Source organism: Bradyrhizobium sp. HKCCYLS2038, from assembly GCF_051167655.1.
GTDB lineage: Bacteria > Pseudomonadota > Alphaproteobacteria > Rhizobiales > Xanthobacteraceae > Bradyrhizobium.
Genome location: NZ_JBNPTM010000004.1, coordinates 118,703 through 135,220 on the forward strand (window position 1 = coordinate 118,703; position 16,518 = coordinate 135,220).

Below are 16,518 nucleotides of genomic sequence, written 5' to 3' on the forward strand. Positions count from 1 at the left end.
ATGGTCGCGCAGGGTACGAGGGATGTCCGCGGACCCGGCGGGACCGCGGATGTGAATGAACTGAAGTGGGTCATCTGGTCGAGGCGCCCTCTCCGGCCGACAAGGGAGCGGCCTGACCGCACGAGCAGCCGAGACGGTCCAGCAGCATGCAGAGCTTGGCGGCGTCGGTATCCGACAGCTTGGAACCGACATGCTTCTCGATCGCGGCCGAATAGGCCGACCACATCCGCTTCTGCAGGTCGCGCCCGGCCTCGGTGATCTCGACGAACTGGCCGCGCTTGTCGATCTTGCATTCGCGCCTGACGACCAGGCCTTCGTCGACCAGACGGTCGATCAGCCGCGAGGTCGAATATTGCGGTATCAGCATCTGCCGCTCGAGTTCGACCGGCCGCAGCTCGCCCGACGGCGCCCGGGACAGCTCGAGCAACGCATCATACCAAGCGAGGGGCGGGAAACCGGCCTTTTTCAGCTCCTGCTCGACGCAGTCCAGCACCCGGCTCTGGACCCGCATCAGGCGGATCCAGGCGGCGGTCGCCTCGGTCGATGGTTTGCGTTTCATGGGCCGGCTCGTATCCTCTGGTCGCCGTTCTAGCGCATTCGATGCAGCTGCATCAATCTTGACTATTCCATGCAAGTGCATTTAAGGCCGGGTGTGACGCCCCGGCCGGTTCCACGGCCAACAACGGTCTCACGGAGGAAATACAGGATGAAGCTTTATTATTCACCCGGCGCCTGCTCGCTCTCGCCCCATATCGCCCTGCTCGAGGCGGGCCTGCCTTACGATCTCGTCAAGGTCGATCTGCGCGCCAAGACGCTGGAAAATGGCGACGATTACCTCAAGGTCAATCCGAAGGGCCAGGTGCCGGCCCTGGGGCTGCCGAGCGGCGAGATCGTGACCGAGGGCCCGGTCATCGTCCAGATGATCGCCGACCAGGCCGCCGACAAGAAGCTGGCGCCGGCCCGCGACAGCGGCGAGCGCTACAAGCTGCTGGAGTGGCTGAACTTCATCACGTCCGAGCTGCACAAGAATTTCGGACCGATGTTCTCGCCTGTCCTGGCCGACGAGGCCAAGGCGTTCTTCAAGGACCGGGTGATGGGCAAGTTCAAGTACATCGACAGCCAGCTCGCCGGCCGCGACTATCTGATGGGCAAAGAGTTCACCGTCGCCGACGGCTATCTGTTCACGGTGCTGACCTGGGCCGACCGGATGAAGTTCGACCTATCGGGCATGCCGAACCTCGTCGCCTACAAGAACCGCGTCGCCGCGCGGCCGAAGGTGCAGGAGGCGCTGACGAAGGAAGGGCTGATGACGGCGGGGTGATATCTCGCGTTTAAAGCGATCATGCCACCACGAGAAAGGTGAGCTCCCCTCCCCCTTGCGGGGAGGGGTCGGGGGTGGGGGTCCACACGGGGACTCAGAATCAGTCCACCGAGCCGCTTGCTCCACCACCGACGAAGAGCCGGGAAGTAAAATCAGCGCTTCTTAGAAAAACGTGCAGCGTGGCGAGTTCGGCGTGCACTCAAAATGACGGGGCCAGAAGATCTCATCGAGATCGAGAGACCTTTTCCTGAGACCCCCACCCCCGACCCCTCCCCGCAAGGGGGAGGGGAGTGCACCGTCGATGTGGCGCGATGGGGTTTTCCTCAGGCGCAGCTGATCGCTGTCAAGCCGCGGCCTTCTTCGGCGGGAAGCGGCCGTAGAAAGTTTCGCCCTTGGCGGCCATCTCTTCCAGCAGCTTCGGCGGGGCGAAGCGCGAGCCGTACTTCGCCGTGTAGGCGTGGCACAGCTCGACAAATTTCTTCGTCCCCATGAAGTCGATGTAGGACAGCGTGCCGCCGGTGAACGGGGCGAAGCCGAAGCCGAGGATCGAGCCGACATCGGCCTCGCGGACGTCGGTGATGACGTGGTCCTCGACGGTGCGCGCGGCTTCCACCGCCTGCACCACCAGGAAGCGCTGCTTCAGTTCCTCGACGTCGAGCGTATCGGGATCGAGGTGCTTCGGCTGCAGCTTCGCGAGATCCGGCCACAGGCTCTTCTGACCTTTGCCCTTCTCGGGATAGTCATAGAAGCCCTTGGCGTTCTTGCGGCCGAAGCGGCCCTGCTTCTCGACCAGCTCGACCATCAGCTTCTTGTGGTCCTGGTTGATCGCGTTGGGGCCGAGATCGTGCTCGGTCGCCTTCATGATCTTGAGGCCGAGATCGAGCGCGACCTCGTCCGAGAGCGACAGCGGGCCGACCGGCATGCCGGCCATCTTGGCGGCGTTCTCGATCATCGCCGGCGGCACGCCTTCGAGGAACATCTCGTTGCCCTCAGCGATGTAGCGCATCACGCAGCGATTGGCGAAGAAGCCGCGGGAGTCGTTGACCACGATCGGGGTCTTGCCGATGGTGCGCACATAGTCCAGCGCGGTCGCCAGCGCGACATCGCCGGTGGCCTTGCCCATGATGATCTCGACCAGCATCATCTTCTCGACCGGCGAGAAGAAATGGATGCCGATGAAGCGGCCCTGGTCCTTGAACTCCTCGGCCAGCGAAGTGATCGGCAGGGTCGAGGTGTTCGACGCAAAGATCGCGCCGTCCTTCAGATGCGCTTGCGCCTTCGCATAGGTCTCGGCCTTGACCTTGCGGTCCTCGAACACGGCCTCGATGACGAGATCGCAGTCCTTCAATGCCGCGTAGTCCGCGGTCGCGGTGATGCGGCCCATGATCGCCTCGGCCTCGCCGGGCTTGGCGCGGCCCTTCTTGACCAGACCATCGATCACGCTCTGCGCGTGCGCCTTGCCCTTGTCGGCACTCTCCTGATCGCGATCGATCAGCACGACCTCAAGGCCGCCGCGCGCCGAGACGTAGCCGACGGATGCGCCCATGAAGCCGGCGCCGATCACGGCGATCTTCTTCAGCTTGGTCGCGGGCACATCGGCCGGACGACGCGCGCCCTTGTTGAGCTCCTGCATCGACAGGAACAGGCTGCGGATCATCGCCGCGGCTTCCTTGGAGCGCAGGATCTTGGTGAAGTAGCGCGACTCGACGCGCAGCGCGGCGTCGATCGGCAGCTGCAGGCCTTCATACACGCAGCTCATGATGGCGCGCGCGGCCGGATAGTTGTCATAGGTCTCGCGGCGGTAGATGGCGTTGCCCGCCGGGAACATCATCATGCCGTTCTTGGAGAACACCGGGCCGCCGGGCAGCTTGAAGCCCTTCTCGTCCCACGGCTGCACCGCCTTGCCGCCGCCCTTGATCCAGTCCTTGGCGACCTTGATGAGATCAGCAGCCGGCACGATCGCATCGACCAGCTTCAGCGCCTTGGCCTTGTCGAGGGTGAGCGCCTCGCCCTTCAGCAGCAGGTTCATCGCGTCCTGCGGCTGCACGATGCGCGGCACGCGCTGGGTGCCGCCGGCGCCAGGGAACAGGCCGACCTTGATCTCGGGCAGGCCGAGGCGGGTCTTGGGGTTCTCGGCCGCGACGCGGTAGTGGCACGACAAGGTCACCTCGAAGCCGCCGCCGAGCGCGAGACCGTTGATCGCGGCGACCCATGGCTTGCCCGAGGTCTCCATCGACCGGTTGATCTGCGAGAAGCGCCGGCTGGTGTCGAACAGCATCTGGTTGGCGGCTTCCTCGCCCTTGCTCTTCAGCACGTCCGCATAGATGCGGTTCATGCCTTCGAGCATGGACAGATCGGCGCCGGCGCAGAACGCCTCCTTGGCCGAGGTGATGACGACGCCCTTGATGGCCGCGTCGGCGGTGGTCTGCTTGACCAGGGCCTCGAGCTCGTTGGTCGAGGTCTCGTCCAGCACGTTCATCGAACGGCCCGGAATGTCCCAGGTGATCAGCGCAATGCCGTCGGCATCGGTTTCGAGTTTGAAGTTCTTGAAGGCCATGTGGTGCTCCCTCGGTGCCAGCAGCCGGTCGGCGCGGCGTTGTCCTGTATTCGTCGATCGTAGGGTGGGTTAGCGCAGCGTAACCCACCGCCTCTCGCAACACGGCGGGTTACGCCTGCGGCTAACCCGCCCTACGGCAATCACACCCGCTCGATGATGGTCGCGGTGCCCATGCCGCCGCCGATGCACAAGGTGACCAGAGCGGTGGCCTTGCCGGTGCGCTCCAATTCGTCGAGCACGGTGCCGAGGATCATCGCGCCGGTGGCGCCCAAGGGATGGCCGAGCGCGATGGCGCCGCCATTGACGTTGATCTTGTCCTTGTCGATCTCGAACGCCTGCATGTAGCGCAGCACGACCGAGGCGAAGGCCTCGTTCAGCTCGAACAGGTCGATGTCCGACGTCTTCATGCCGGAGCGCGCGAACAGCTTCTCGGTGACGTCGACCGGGCCGGTCAGCATCATCGCCGGCTCCGAGCCGATATTGGCGAAGGCGCGGATTTTCGCGCGCGGCTTCATGCCGTATTTCGCGCCTGCCTCCTTGCTGCCGAGCAGCACTGCACCGGCGCCGTCGACGATGCCCGAGGAGTTGCCGGCGTGATGCACGTAGTTGACGCGCTCGATCTCCGGGTGCGACTGGATCGCCACCGCGTCGAAGCCGCCCATCTGCGCCATCTGCACGAACGACGGCTGCAGCTGCGCCAGCGACTGCATCGTCGTCGACGGCCGCATGTGCTCGTCCTTGGCCAGGATGGTCAGGCCGTTGATGTCCTTCACCGGCACCACCGACTTGCTGAAGCGGCCTTCTTCCCACGACTTCGCAGCGCGCTGCTGGCTCTGCACCGCGTAGGCATCGACGTCGTCGCGCGAGAAGCCGTATTTGGTCGCGATCAGGTCGGCCGAGATGCCCTGCGGCATGAAATAGGCCGGCACCGCCATCGACGGGTCCATCGGCCAGGCGCCGCCGGAGGCGCCGATGCCGACGCGGCTCATCGACTCGGCGCCGCCGCCGATGACGAGCTCATGCTGGCCGCTCATGATCTGGGCGGCCGCGAAGTTCACGGCGTCGAGGCCGGAGGCGCAGAAGCGGCTGATCTGGATGCCGGGGACAGCCTCGCCGAGGCCTGCGTTGAGCGCCGCGAAGCGGGCGATGTCGGAGCCGGCCTCGCCGACGGGATCGACGACGCCGAGCACGACGTCATCGACGGCGTCCTCGGGAATGTTGTTGCGATCCTTGAGCGCCTTCAAGGGCACCGTGGCGAGCGCGAGCGCGGTCACCTCGTGCAGGGAACCGTCGGCCTTGCCGCGGCCGCGGGGAGTCCGTACGTGGTCGTAGATAAAGGCCTCAGGCATCACGCCCTCCTCATCTGGTCCAGTTTGTTGTTGTCAGCATGGAACGAAGGCCGGCACGCGGGGCGCACCGGCCTTCATTCCGAAATCAGAAGGCTTCCGCCGGCAGTTCCATCACGGTCGCGCAGCCGGCCTGCAGGCGGGCGAGATGCGCCGCCGTCTCCGGCAGCACGCGCTCCATGAAGAAGCGGCCGGTCACCAGCTTGGTGGTGAGATAGGTCGAGCTGTCGCCGGCCGCAATCTTGTCCTGCGCCACCTTCACCATCTTCGCCCACATGTAGCCGAAGGTCACCAGCGCGAAGAGATGCATGTAGTCGGTCGCCGCCGCGCCGGCATTGTCCGGCTTGGTCATCGCGTTCTGCATCAGCCACGTCGTGGCCTGCTGCAGATGGCCGAGCGCGATCGACAGCGGCGCGATGAACGGCTTCATCGCGTCGTTGCCGCCGTGCTCCTTGGCGAACGAGCCGACCTCGGCGAAGAACGCCATCACGGCGCGGCCGCCGTCGCGCGGCAGCTTGCGGCCGACGAGGTCCAGCGCCTGGATGCCATTGGCACCCTCGTAGATCATGGCGATGCGGGCATCGCGCACGAACTGCTCCATGCCCCACTCGGCGATATAGCCGTGGCCGCCATACATCTGCTGCGCCTGCACCGCGTTGGCGAAGCCCATGTCGGTCATGTAGCCCTTCATGACCGGGGTCATCAGGCCCATGTGATCGTCGGCTGCTTGCCGGTCCTTCGGATCCTGCGACCGGTGCGCGACGTCGCTCTTCAGCGAGGTCCACACCACCATGGCGCGCGCGGCCTCGTTGAAGGCGCGGATCGACAGCAAGGTGCGGCGCACGTCGGGATGCACGATGATCGGATCGGCGGCCTTGTCCGGCGCCTTGGCGCCGGTCAGCGAGCGGCCCTGGATGCGCTCGCGCGCATAGGCGACCGCGTTCTGATAGGCGACTTCGGACTGCGCGAGACCCTGCACGGCGACACCGAGCCGGGCCTCGTTCATCATCACGAACATGCCCTGCATGCCCTTGTTCTCTTCGCCAATCAGCCAGCCGGTGGCGTTGTCGTAGTTCATCACACAGGTCGAGTTGCCGTGGATGCCCATCTTGTGCTCGATCGAACCGCAGCTGACGCCGTTGCGCGCGCCGAGCGAGCCGTCGGCGTTGACCATGATTTTCGGTACCACGAACAGCGACACGCCCTTGATGCCCGCCGGCGCACCTTCGATGCGAGCAAGCACCAGGTGGATGATGTTGTCCGACATGTCGTGCTCGCCGGCCGAGATGAAGATCTTGGTGCCGGAGATCTTGAAGCTGCCGTCGGCCTGGCGCACCGCCTTGGTGCGCAACAGGCCGAGGTCGGTGCCGCAATGCGGCTCGGTGAGATTCATGGTGCCGGTCCATTCGCCGGCCACCATCTTCGGCACGTAGGTCTTCTTCTGCTCCTCGTTGCCGTGCACGATGAGCGCTGCGGTCGCGCCCATGGTCAGGCCGCCATACATCGCGAACGCCATGTTGGCCGAGCACTGGAATTCGTTGACCGTCTGGGTGAGCGTGACCGGCAGCCCCTGACCGCCATATTCGGTCGGCGCCGACAGGCCGAGCCAGCCGCCTTCGACGATCTGCTTGTAGGCGTCCTTGAAGCCCTTCGGCGTCGTTACGCTGCCGTCGTCATGGCGCTTGCAGCCTTCGAGATCGCCGACGCGATTGAGCGGCTGCAGCACCTCTTCGGCGAGCTTGGCCGCTTCACTGATGATCGCTTCGCGGACGTCGGCCGAGGCATCGGAGAAGCCCGGCAGATTGTCATAGCGGTCGATCTGGAACACGTCATTGAGCAGGAAGGTCACATCTTCCACGGGGGCTTTGTAGATCGGCATCGGCGTCTCCGGCAGGAAGGCTGAGTTTCAGACTGAACTTTTGCGGACGCGGCACACAATGCGGGCCGCGGACTGTAGCGATTTCTCTGGACTTGCGGCAGCCGTGTGATTGCGGCCGGTGGTCACGTCAGGACGGCTTGGTCACTTGCGAGCTCATGGCAGCCAGCTGTTCGCCCATCAGGCGGTGCAGCAGGTTGATCGCCTTGAGCGGGCGAACCATGACCTTGAAATGCGTAATCAGGCCGGAATCGTCGAAGGTGATGATGTCGACGCCGTTGAGCTTGATGCCTTCGATTTCGTTCTCGAATTCGAGCACCGCGCCCGTGGCGTTACGCCACTCCCCGACATACTTGAATCCGGGACCGCCTAAGACTTTCTCAGCACTCGCGAGATATTTGAAGGTGATGTCGCGGCCGCGCTGCGGCGTGTGCACGACGGGGCTTTCGAACACGGCATCGGGATGCAGCAACTCCTGCAAAGCGCCGAGATCGTGAGACCTCATATAGCCGTACCATCCGTCGAGGCCGGTCTTTGTCATCGGGCGTCTCCTCGGGGCGGAACAGGCCAGCACCACAACCACCCCATATGCACATTGACGCATATGCGCCAATGTGCATAATGTCAAGCTTGGAACGGGGCAGACAACGATCAGAAAAACGGGAGCAATTTCCGGCCATGGCCCTCGGCGACGCCATCCTCGCCTGCCTCACCGAACACCCGATGACGGGCTACGAGCTCGCCAAGACGTTCGATTCCTCGATCGGCTTCTTCTGGAAGACGGACCATCAGCAGATCTATCGGGAGCTCTCCCGGCTGCGCGACCGCGGCTACATCCAGGGTCGCGAGGTGGTGCAGACCGGAAAGCCGAACAAGCTCGTCTACACGTTGACGCCCGAGGGCCGCGCTGCGTTCCGCAGCTGGGCGGCTCGGCCGAGCACGCCGGCCTCGACCAAGGACGACCTCCTGGTGCGGCTCTATGCGTTGGGCGCTGCCGACATCGCGCCGATCCGGGCCGACCTGATGGCGCGGCTCGAACATCATCGCGACCGCGCCGAGCGCTACGATCGCATTCTCAAGAAGCATTATGCCGACGGCAATGTCGCGCCGGCCGACATGGGCAAGCTGCTCAATCTACGCCTCGGACTGCGCCACGAGCGCATGGTGGCCGAATGGTGCGAGGAAGCGATCACCGCGTTGTCGGCGATGTCAGGAACAGGCAGCGTGCGGCCGCTCGATACGACTTCGCGAGAAAGCGCCGGCTGACGCGTACAGTTCGATAGCCGCAAAACTTCTGACCGCGCTGGCGGTAAATTTAACGCGTTATTTACCGTAAAAGTCAAATGTCGGGACCTGGAGCAGACGATCTGCGCGGTTCCGTTCATCTTCAGGTCCGGGACGCGTGGGGAGGCTGGAGGCGCTTGGTGGAGCGCTGGAAGCGGAACCGGACGAGACATGAATTCGCGCGTACCGTGGAGTAATGAAGGCATCGACCCGTCCGTCCGCGAAAGGGCCGAGGCCGCGGCGCAACGCGCCGGAATGACGCTGAACGACTGGATCAATTCCACGCTCGGCGCTTCTGCCCCGCCGGAATTCCGCAGCAGCCATCCGCTGCGCAGCACGCCGCCGGCCAACCGCGACGCGCGCGAGGTCGCCGACATTCATCAGCGGCTCGATTCGATCGCCCGCCAGATCGAGCAGATGTCGCGCCCCGGCGCACGCAAGGATGCGCCCCGCGACGAGCAGGGCGTTGCGCGCCAGCTCAATGATGCCATTTCCCGCCTCGATGCCCGGCTGTCGCAAATCTCGACGCCGACGCGCAAGCCCGCCGGTGAGGATCGCCCGCGCGGTTCCGACGGCGTCGAGCGCGCCGCCGCCCAGATCTATCGGCCTGCACAGCCGCTGAGCGCAGGCTCGTTCGACATTGCCGTCGCCGAGATCAGCGCCCGTCAGAGCGAGCTCGACGCGGCGCGTCCGCTGCCGCCGTATCAGGCGCCGCCGACCGCGCCCGCAATGGCGCATGCCGCAGCGCCTTTGATGACGCCGCCACCGGCGGCTGCACCGGGTCCGGACTTTTCGCTGCTCGAACGGCATCTGCAGAAGATCACCAGCCAGATCGAGGCGTTGCAGCGGCCCGATGACGGCGTCGAGCAGTCGATCGCCGGCTTCCGCACCGAGCTCGCCGAGATCCGCCTTGCCATCACCGAGGCCATGCCGCGGCGTGCGATCGAATCGATCGAGAACGAGATCCGCTCGCTGTCGCGCCGCATCGACGAGAACCGCCAGAGCGGCGTCGACGGCGAGGCGCTGACCGGCATCGAACGGGCGCTGACGGACATCCGCGAGGTCGTCGGGTCGCTGAAGCCGGCCGAGCAGCTCGCCATCTACGACGAAGCCATTCGCAATCTCGGCGCCAAGCTGGACCTGATCCTGCGCGCCAATGACGACCCCGGCACGGTCCAGCAGCTCGAACACGCCATTTCCGCGTTGCGGGCGATCGTGTCCAACGTCGCCTCCAACGATGCGCTGGAGCGATTGTCGGACGATCTGCGGCAGCTGTCCTCGAAGGTGGACCAGCTCGCGCAGGCGCGCGACACGCACGACTCCTTCCACGATTCCTTCGCCGCACTCGAGCAGCGCATCGCCGCACTGACCTCGACGCTGGAAAGCCGCGAGCCGCCGGCTCCCGCCCCCGACAACACGGCCCAGATCGAGGACGCGCTGCGCGGCCTGTCCGATCGTATCGACCGGCTGCAGGTCGGCAATGACGGCTCGTCCGCCATCGCCCATCTCGAGCAGCGGATCAGTTATCTCCTGGAGCGGCTGGAAGCGGCCAACGATCCGTACGGCGGCAACATGAGCCGTGTCGAGGGCGGGCTGCAGGACATCCTGCGCTACCTGGAACGGCAGCAGGCGACATTCGCCGCGCTCGCCGAGAGCCGGTCGCAGCGCGAATCCGCGCAGGACAGCGGCATGATCGACATGGTCAAGCGCGAGCTGTCCGACATCCGCTTCAGCCAGACCGAAACCGATCGCAACACCCAGGATTCGCTGGAAGCGGTTCACAACACGCTCGGCCACGTCGTCGACCGCCTCGCCATGATCGAAGGCGATCTGCGCAACGTACGCGCCAGCTCGAGCCACCCGGCCGCAGCGCTGGCCCCGGTGCTCGAACCGCCGATGCCGGCTCCGCGCGCGCCTGCGCCGCAGAGCTACTCCGAACCCGTCAAGCCCGAGCCCGCCTACCGGCCCGAGCTGCCGAACCCTGCGGCCGAGCAGCCGGCTGCGCAGATCGTCAATCCGCCCACCAGCCATGCCGGCTTTGCCGCCGCGCCGCGCGAATTCCACGCCGCCGCTGCCCCGCCGGTCGCGCCGCCGCCGCTGGTGCCGCCCAAGGCGATCGCCGACATCCTTGAACCCCATGCGGCTCAGGCGGCACGGCCGACCACGATCGTGCCCGAGCTGCCGCCGGATCATCCGCTGGAGCCCGGCACGCGGCCGCTCGGACGGACCGCATCGCCCGCGGAACGGATCGCCGCCTCCGAGGACGCTCTGACCGAGCTCCCGGCCGGCAAGCGCGAGCCGGTCTCGACCTCGAGCTTCATCGCCGCCGCCCGCCGCGCGGCGCAGGCTGCGGCTGCGGCGCAGCCGGTCGACGCCAAGAAGGCCGACAAGGCCAAGAAGGAGAAGCCCAAGGCCAAGGACGTCGTCAAGGAAGCTGCACCGAAAGAGGCTCCCAAGGCGAAGGCCAAGGACAAGCCGACGGTCGCGCTCACCGCGGAGGGCGACGAGGAGGTCTCCACGATCGGATCGAAGATCCGCTCGCTGCTGGTCGGTGCCAGTGTCGTGGTGATCGTGCTGGGGACCTTCAAGTTCGCGATGTCGCTGCTCGACAGCGGCAGCACGCCGCCTCCGATCTCGCCGATGGAGACCCAGAGCGAGGCGCCGCATGCGCAGATGCCGTCGGCCACTCCCAGCCTGTTGCCGCGACCGGCCACGCCGGATCAGAGCGGTCCATCGCTGACCTCGCCCACTCCGATCGACCGTCAGTCCTACAACAGGGCAATGCCGTCGGAAGCCGAGACGATTGCGATGCTCGCAATCCCGCAGGACACCGAGAAGCAGGCCGCGGCAGCGGGCGACATCACCGGAACGATTCCGACCGCCGCCAATGGCCAGAAGCTCGGCCTGGTGGCAGTGCCCAGCTCGGAGAAGCTGCCCGACGCCGTCGGCGGGATGGCGCTGCGCAATGCCGCCCTCAAGGGCGATCCGACTGCCGCCTACGAGGTCGGCGTCCGCCTTGCCGAGGGCAAGGGCATCGCAGCGAACTACGAGGAAGCCGCCAAATGGTATGACCGCGCGGCGCAGGCCGGGCTCATTCCGGCGGTGTTCCGGCTCGGCACCTTCTACGAGAAGGGCCTGGGCGTGAAGAAGGACGCCGACATCGCCCGCCGCTACTACGTCGTCGCCGCCGAGCGCGGCAACGCCAAGGCGATGCACAATCTGGCCGTGCTCGATGCCGACGGCGGCGGCAAGGGCGCGAACTACAAGAGCGCGTCGCAATGGTTCCGCAAGGCCGCCGAGCGCGGCGTTGCCGACAGCCAGTTCAACCTCGGCATCCTCTACGCCCGCGGCATCGGCGTCGAACAGAACCTCGCCGAGTCCTACAAATGGTTCAGCCTCGCCGCCTCGCAGGGCGATGCCGACGCCGGCCGCAAGCGCGACGACGTCGCCAAGCGGCTCGATGCGCAGTCGCTCGCCGCCGCCAAGCTCGCGATCCAGACCTTCACAGTCGAACCGCAGCCGGACGATGCGGTCAACGTGCCCGCCCCCGCCGGTGGCTGGGACGGCAACCAGGCGATCGCCAAGGCCGCTGCGGCCAAGGCTGCGCTGGCCAAGCGCACGGCGGCGGCAGCTCCGCGCTGACGGCTGCAGATCCTCGCGATTCGGCTGCCGGCCTCCGCCGGCGGCACGGCAGATTCCTGAATGACCTTTCTCGCGCGCCATAGTCTCGCGCCGCCGAACGGTATAGGACTGCGCAGCGGCCCACGGTGGACGCCGCGCAGGAGTGCCGGCCCGTGTCAGGCGAGAATGAACCGCAGGATGGCGCGCGCTTCCGGCAGTCACCGACTGGCCCTCGCGTGATCCCGAAGCCCATTGCGAACGGACCGGCCGCGCCGCCACCTCCACCGCGTGTGCAGGCGGTCACGGACGGCCTTCCGGCCGCATTTCGCTGGCGGCGCATCGCGTCGGTGATCTTCTTCGTCACCATTGTGCTCACCGCAGGCATTCGCGCCTATCGCGACCTGTCCCGACCGGACGCCTGGTCGTTCTGGAGGGATCAGTTCATCTCGCCGAGCCTCTCCTCGACGTTGCTCACCGATGCCGCCGTGGGCGGTTTGGGTGAGCCACGTGCCGTGCTCGCGGTGAGCGGCGAGATCGGGCCGGCCGCCGCGATCTGGCTGCGCGCGCGGATCGACGACGCCCATCTCAAACCCGGCGACGTGGTACTGTTGTCCTCGCCCGGGGGCAGCCTCGATCAGGGCGTGCTGATGGGCGAGATCATCCGCGCCCACGGCCTCGCCACCGCCGTCGGCGTCGCCGACAATGGCGGTCGTGTCCGGCCTGGCTCCTGCGCCAGCGCCTGCGTGTTCGCCTTCGCCGGCGGGCAGGTCCGCTACGGCCTCGGCGGCTCGGCGCTGGGCGTCCACCGCTTCACCTCGGCCGCGCAAGGCGCGGATGCCGTCGCCGACACCCAGCGCGTCACCGGTGCAATCCTCGGCTACATGACGCGGATGGGCGTCTCGTCCGAGGTCATCGAGGCGATGTCGCGGACCCGCGACATCCGCTGGCTGGACAACAACGAGGCCGAGGCGATGAAGCTCGTGACCACCCCGCTCAAGACGCTGTGACGGGACACCCCGGAGCGTGGCCGCGCCGGATGTCGCACCGCACGATCTCGGGCCGGAATCTCTGATCCCTTCGGCGGCATTTTCGGTTATGCAAGACCTTGGCACCTGCTTCGCATGCGCGGGCTGCTTGGGTTGAACGCTCGCAGGACCGCGCGGATGCAGATCTACCTCCCCATCGCCGACATCCCGGTCAACATCTTCCTGCTGCTCGCCATGGGAGCGGCGGTCGGCTTCGTGTCGGGCATGTTCGGCATCGGCGGCGGCTTCCTGATGACGCCGCTCTTGATCTTCGTCGGCATCACGCCGGCGGTCGCCGTCGCCTCGGTCTCCAGCCACATCGCCGCCTCGTCGTTCTCCGGCGCGCTGTCCTATTGGCGGCGGCGCGCCATCGATCCGTCGCTGGCGCTGGTGCTGATGATCGGCGGCACGCTGGGCACCGCGCTCGGCGTCTCCACCTTCACCCTGCTGCGCTCGCTCGGCCAGCTCGACCTGATGATCGCGCTGTCCTATGTCGCGCTGCTGACCAGCGTCGGCGGCATGATGTTCTGGGAAGGCCTGCGCGCGATGCTGCGGGCGCGCCAGGGCGCCGCCGCCACGGTGCGCCGGCCCGGCAGTCATGTCTGGATCCATGGCCTGCCGCTGAAGATGCGGTTCAAGCGCTCCAAGATCTACGTCTCCGTCATCCCCGTCATCGGCATCGGCCTCCTGATCGGCTTCCTCGGCGCCGTCATGGGCATCGGCGGCGGCTTCATTCTGGTGCCTCTGCTGATCTATCTGCTGCGCGTGCCGACCTCGACCGTGATCGGCACCTCGATGGTGCTGACGCTCGCCACCATGATGATCGCGACCATGCTGCACGCCATGAGCAACCATCTGGTCGACGCCGTGCTGGCGCTGATCCTGATGGTCGGCGGCGTCACCGGCGCGCAGTTCGGCGCCCGCGCCGGACAGATGATCCGCGGCGAGCAGCTGCGGCTGCTGCTGGGGCTGCTGATCCTCGCCGTCGGCATCCGCTTCGCGTTCGAGCTCGTGATCCGGCCCGCCGACCTGTTCACGATCCGCGAGACCGAGATGAGCCAATGACGCCGCTGCGTTTCATCAGCACGACATTGCTGCTGCTGATGCTCACCGCAGCCGCGCCGGCGCGCGCCGAGCGACTGATCGCCTCCGTCTCCAACCACCGCGTCACGGTGACGCCGAACTATTCCGGCGAGGAGCTGGTGCTGTTCGGCTCGGTCGAGAAGGACGCGCAGACCCCGCCGGGCCGCACCAGCTACGATCTCGTGGTCACCGTCCGAGGGCCCCGCGCCGACATGGTGACGCGGCGCAAGGAGCGCAAATTCGGCATCTGGATCAACACCGACTCGCGGCAATTCCTGAAGGTGCCGGGCTATCTGGCACTGTTCGCCAACCGGCCGTTCGATGCGATGGCCGCGCCCGAGGTGCAGCGGCGGCAGCAGCTCGGCCTGACCAACGTGCTGCTGACCCAGCGCGTCGGCCCCGACTATGCCGACGTCGTCCCCAACGACGTCTTCCGCAGCGCCTTCGTGCGGCTGCAGTCGCAGCACGGCCTGTACCGCGAGGATACGTCGGCGGTGACGTTCCTGACCCCGACTTTGTTCCGCACCGGCATCCCGCTGCCCGCGGCGGTCCCGATCGGCACCTATGAGATCGAGATCAAGCTGCTCGCCGATGGTGCGCTCGTCACCAAGACCGAGACCGCGTTCGAGATCGTCAAGGTCGGCTTCGAGCAGTTCGTCGCCGCCTCGGCTCGACAGAACGGCTTCGTCTATGGCCTCGTCACCACGGTGATGGCGCTGATGACGGGATGGATGGCCTCGATCGTGTTCCGAAGGGATTAGCGCGCTCGCCAAGCGCGCACTCATGGCGCGACCTCCGCCGTCGCCGCCGGCGCACGCGTCACAAGAAAGATGCCGATCGCAACCGGAATGACGCCGAGCAGGTCCTGCAGCGCCACGTGCTCGCCGAGCACCAGGAAGGCAAAGATCATCGCCAGCGGCGGCATCACGAAATGATAGGCGCTGGCGGCGGTGGCACCGCAGACCTTCAGCAGGTGGAACCAGATGACGTAGGCCAGGATCGAGCCGCCGAGCACCAGGAAGGCGAACGCGCCGATCAGCTGCGCATTCGGTACAACGTCGTGAACGCTGGAGACGCCGAGCGCGACTGGCCACAGCACGAGGCCGGCGGAGAGGTTCTGGATGCCGTTGCCGACCCACAGGCTGCCCTGCGGCGCGAGCTGCTTGAACAGGATGGTGCCGGTGACCATCGAGGCCAACGCCGCCAGCGTATAGAGGATGCCTTCCAGATGATCGGTGCCGACCGCCATGCGGTGCCAGACGATCATGGTGACGCCGATGATGCCGAGCGCGAGCCCCGCGACCTTGCGCAAGGTCAAGGGTTCGCCGAGCAGCAGCGCGGCGAACACCGCCGTGAACACCGGATTGGCCGAGACGATCAGGCCGCCGAGCCCGGCCGACACCGTCTGCAGGCCCGTGTAGCCCAGGCCGAGATAGAGCGCATTGTTGGCGATGCCGATGATCGCGAACACGGCCGCATCGCGCCAGCTCATGCGCAGCTGGCCGCTGATCGCGGGAATGATCAGGATGAGGAGGCCGGCGAGCGAGAACCGCGCCGCGAGCAGCAGCAGCGGCGGGCAATAGGTCACGCCGATCTTGCCGGCGACGAAGGCGAAGCTCCACAGCAGGCAGAACAGGCCGATCTCGAGCGGCAGCAGGTTCGGCGTGACGCGGGACATGACCACCTGCCTGCTGCTCGTAACGAGGCTCCGCAACTAATAACACCTCGCCGCAGCGATGCTGTGCAGCCGGGTGTCGCCAAGCACGTGGGCGATGAAGGCGCGCTTCGGAAACAGTTTTGCGAACGCGGCGTCGCGCACGCTCAAGCCCCCCGCATAGGCGCCGAACGCCGGCATCACGGCGCGCTCGCCGTCGGAGACGAAGCAGCGCCGCTCCAAGGTGCGCGCCCGCGTCGCCACCCGCGCCTTGGGATGCAGATGTCCGGCGATCTCGCCGAGCGCGCCGGTCGGCTCGTGGCGGAACGTCACCGCGCCGATCACGACTTCGTCGGCGACCTCGCCGCCGATGCCATGCGGCGCCGGATCGTGATTGCCGGTGATCCACACCCAGTCGCGGCCGACCTGCAGATTGGCGATCGCGGCGCGGTCGTCGCCGGTGAGACGGGTATGCGCATCACGATCATGGAAGCTGTCGCCCAGCGCGATCACGAGGCGCGGCTCGTAGTGCGCGACGACGGCGGCCAGACGGCGCAGCGTGGCCACCGTGTCGAACGGCGGCAGCAGGGTGCCGCGTGCGGCGTAGCTCGAGCCCTTCTCAAGATGCAGGTCGGAGACGACGAGCAGGCGCTGCTCGTCCCACACCAGCGCGCCCGAGAGATCGGCGCGCAGCGCGGTGCCGGCGACGCTCATCAGGCCCGATGCGCAAAGTGTCCCCCGCAAAGTCCGC

13 protein-coding genes are annotated in these 16,518 nt (G+C 66.6%); 6 read left to right on the plus strand and 7 right to left on the minus strand.

Annotation, left to right across the window (positions count from 1 at the left end; genetic code table 11):
* Positions 1–70 precede the first annotated feature (70 nt).
* Entirely contained in the window at positions 71–559 is a 489-nt protein-coding gene (locus tag ACQR1I_RS18605; RefSeq protein ID WP_434866008.1) for a MarR family winged helix-turn-helix transcriptional regulator, read from the minus strand.
* Between the two features lie 147 nt (positions 560–706).
* Here ACQR1I_RS18605 and gstA point away from each other — a divergent pair, with 147 nt between their 5' ends.
* Positions 707–1,321: a glutathione transferase GstA gene (gene gstA, locus ACQR1I_RS18610; protein ID WP_434866009.1), complete on the plus strand. Its 615-nt coding sequence runs from the start codon at positions 707–709 to the stop codon at positions 1,319–1,321.
* Between the two features lie 343 nt (positions 1,322–1,664).
* Here gstA and ACQR1I_RS18615 read toward each other — a convergent pair whose 3' ends face one another.
* The 4 genes from ACQR1I_RS18615 to ACQR1I_RS18630 form a co-directional block, all read right to left on the minus strand.
* Positions 1,665–3,878 carry a 3-hydroxyacyl-CoA dehydrogenase NAD-binding domain-containing protein gene (locus ACQR1I_RS18615; protein WP_434866010.1) on the minus strand — a complete coding sequence of 738 codons (2,214 nt, stop codon included), beginning with the start codon at positions 3,876–3,878 and terminating at the stop codon, positions 1,665–1,667.
* Between the two features lie 140 nt (positions 3,879–4,018).
* Positions 4,019–5,227, minus strand: a complete 1,209-nt coding sequence (locus ACQR1I_RS18620) for an acetyl-CoA C-acetyltransferase (RefSeq protein WP_434866011.1) — start codon at positions 5,225–5,227, stop codon at positions 4,019–4,021.
* Positions 5,228–5,312: 85 nt separating this feature from the next.
* Complete coding sequence (locus ACQR1I_RS18625; RefSeq protein ID WP_434866012.1) at positions 5,313–7,103, minus strand: acyl-CoA dehydrogenase C-terminal domain-containing protein; 1,791 nt, start codon at positions 7,101–7,103, stop codon at positions 5,313–5,315.
* 127 nt (positions 7,104–7,230) lie between these two features.
* Positions 7,231–7,641 (minus strand): nuclear transport factor 2 family protein, encoded by a 411-nt coding sequence (locus tag ACQR1I_RS18630; protein WP_434866013.1) that lies wholly within the window; start codon positions 7,639–7,641, stop codon positions 7,231–7,233.
* Between the two features lie 137 nt (positions 7,642–7,778).
* On the opposite strand from ACQR1I_RS18630, the gene ACQR1I_RS18635 reads away from it, so the two are divergent.
* The 5 genes from ACQR1I_RS18635 to ACQR1I_RS18655 all read left to right on the plus strand — a co-directional run bounded on the left by ACQR1I_RS18635 (position 7,779) and on the right by ACQR1I_RS18655 (position 14,874).
* Positions 7,779–8,366: a PadR family transcriptional regulator gene (locus ACQR1I_RS18635; protein WP_434866014.1), complete on the plus strand. Its 588-nt coding sequence runs from the start codon at positions 7,779–7,781 to the stop codon at positions 8,364–8,366.
* Positions 8,367–8,555: 189 nt separating this feature from the next.
* On the plus strand, positions 8,556–12,026 hold the full coding sequence (locus tag ACQR1I_RS18640; RefSeq protein WP_434866015.1) for a hypothetical protein: 3,471 nt from the start codon (positions 8,556–8,558) through the stop codon (positions 12,024–12,026).
* Positions 12,027–12,178: 152 nt separating this feature from the next.
* Entirely contained in the window at positions 12,179–13,012 is an 834-nt protein-coding gene (locus ACQR1I_RS18645; RefSeq protein WP_434866016.1) for a hypothetical protein, read from the plus strand.
* Positions 13,013–13,168: 156 nt separating this feature from the next.
* Positions 13,169–14,095, plus strand: coding sequence for a sulfite exporter TauE/SafE family protein (locus tag ACQR1I_RS18650; RefSeq protein WP_434866017.1), 927 nt, complete (start codon positions 13,169–13,171; stop codon positions 14,093–14,095).
* On the plus strand, positions 14,092–14,874 hold the full coding sequence (locus ACQR1I_RS18655; protein ID WP_434866018.1) for a TIGR02186 family protein: 783 nt from the start codon (positions 14,092–14,094) through the stop codon (positions 14,872–14,874). Before ACQR1I_RS18650 ends, ACQR1I_RS18655 begins: the two co-directional genes overlap by 4 nt.
* A gap of 20 nt (positions 14,875–14,894) precedes the next feature.
* Here ACQR1I_RS18655 and ACQR1I_RS18660 read toward each other — a convergent pair whose 3' ends face one another.
* On the minus strand, positions 14,895–15,791 hold the full coding sequence (locus tag ACQR1I_RS18660; protein ID WP_434866019.1) for a DMT family transporter: 897 nt from the start codon (positions 15,789–15,791) through the stop codon (positions 14,895–14,897).
* 36 nt (positions 15,792–15,827) lie between these two features.
* Complete coding sequence (gene pdeM, locus ACQR1I_RS18665) at positions 15,828–16,481, minus strand: ligase-associated DNA damage response endonuclease PdeM (protein WP_434866020.1); 654 nt, start codon at positions 16,479–16,481, stop codon at positions 15,828–15,830.
* Positions 16,482–16,518: the final 37 nt, after the last annotated feature.

Bases quoted from the DNA above. Each gene is read 5' to 3' on its own strand.
- ACQR1I_RS18605 (WP_434866008.1), bottom strand. From the start codon at position 559: ATGAAACGCAAACCATCGACCGAGGCGACCGCCGCCTGGATCCGCCTG.
- gstA (WP_434866009.1), top strand. From the start codon at position 707: ATGAAGCTTTATTATTCACCCGGCGCCTGCTCGCTCTCGCCCCATATC.
- ACQR1I_RS18615 (WP_434866010.1), bottom strand. From the start codon at position 3,878: ATGGCCTTCAAGAACTTCAAACTCGAAACCGATGCCGACGGCATTGCG.
- ACQR1I_RS18620 (WP_434866011.1), bottom strand. From the start codon at position 5,227: ATGCCTGAGGCCTTTATCTACGACCACGTACGGACTCCCCGCGGCCGC.
- ACQR1I_RS18625 (WP_434866012.1), bottom strand. From the start codon at position 7,103: ATGCCGATCTACAAAGCCCCCGTGGAAGATGTGACCTTCCTGCTCAAT.
- ACQR1I_RS18630 (WP_434866013.1), bottom strand. From the start codon at position 7,641: ATGACAAAGACCGGCCTCGACGGATGGTACGGCTATATGAGGTCTCAC.
- ACQR1I_RS18635 (WP_434866014.1), top strand. From the start codon at position 7,779: ATGGCCCTCGGCGACGCCATCCTCGCCTGCCTCACCGAACACCCGATG.
- ACQR1I_RS18640 (WP_434866015.1), top strand. From the start codon at position 8,556: ATGAATTCGCGCGTACCGTGGAGTAATGAAGGCATCGACCCGTCCGTC.
- ACQR1I_RS18650 (WP_434866017.1), top strand. From the start codon at position 13,169: ATGCAGATCTACCTCCCCATCGCCGACATCCCGGTCAACATCTTCCTG.
- ACQR1I_RS18655 (WP_434866018.1), top strand. From the start codon at position 14,092: ATGACGCCGCTGCGTTTCATCAGCACGACATTGCTGCTGCTGATGCTC.
- ACQR1I_RS18660 (WP_434866019.1), bottom strand. From the start codon at position 15,791: ATGTCCCGCGTCACGCCGAACCTGCTGCCGCTCGAGATCGGCCTGTTC.
- pdeM (WP_434866020.1), bottom strand. From the start codon at position 16,481: ATGAGCGTCGCCGGCACCGCGCTGCGCGCCGATCTCTCGGGCGCGCTG.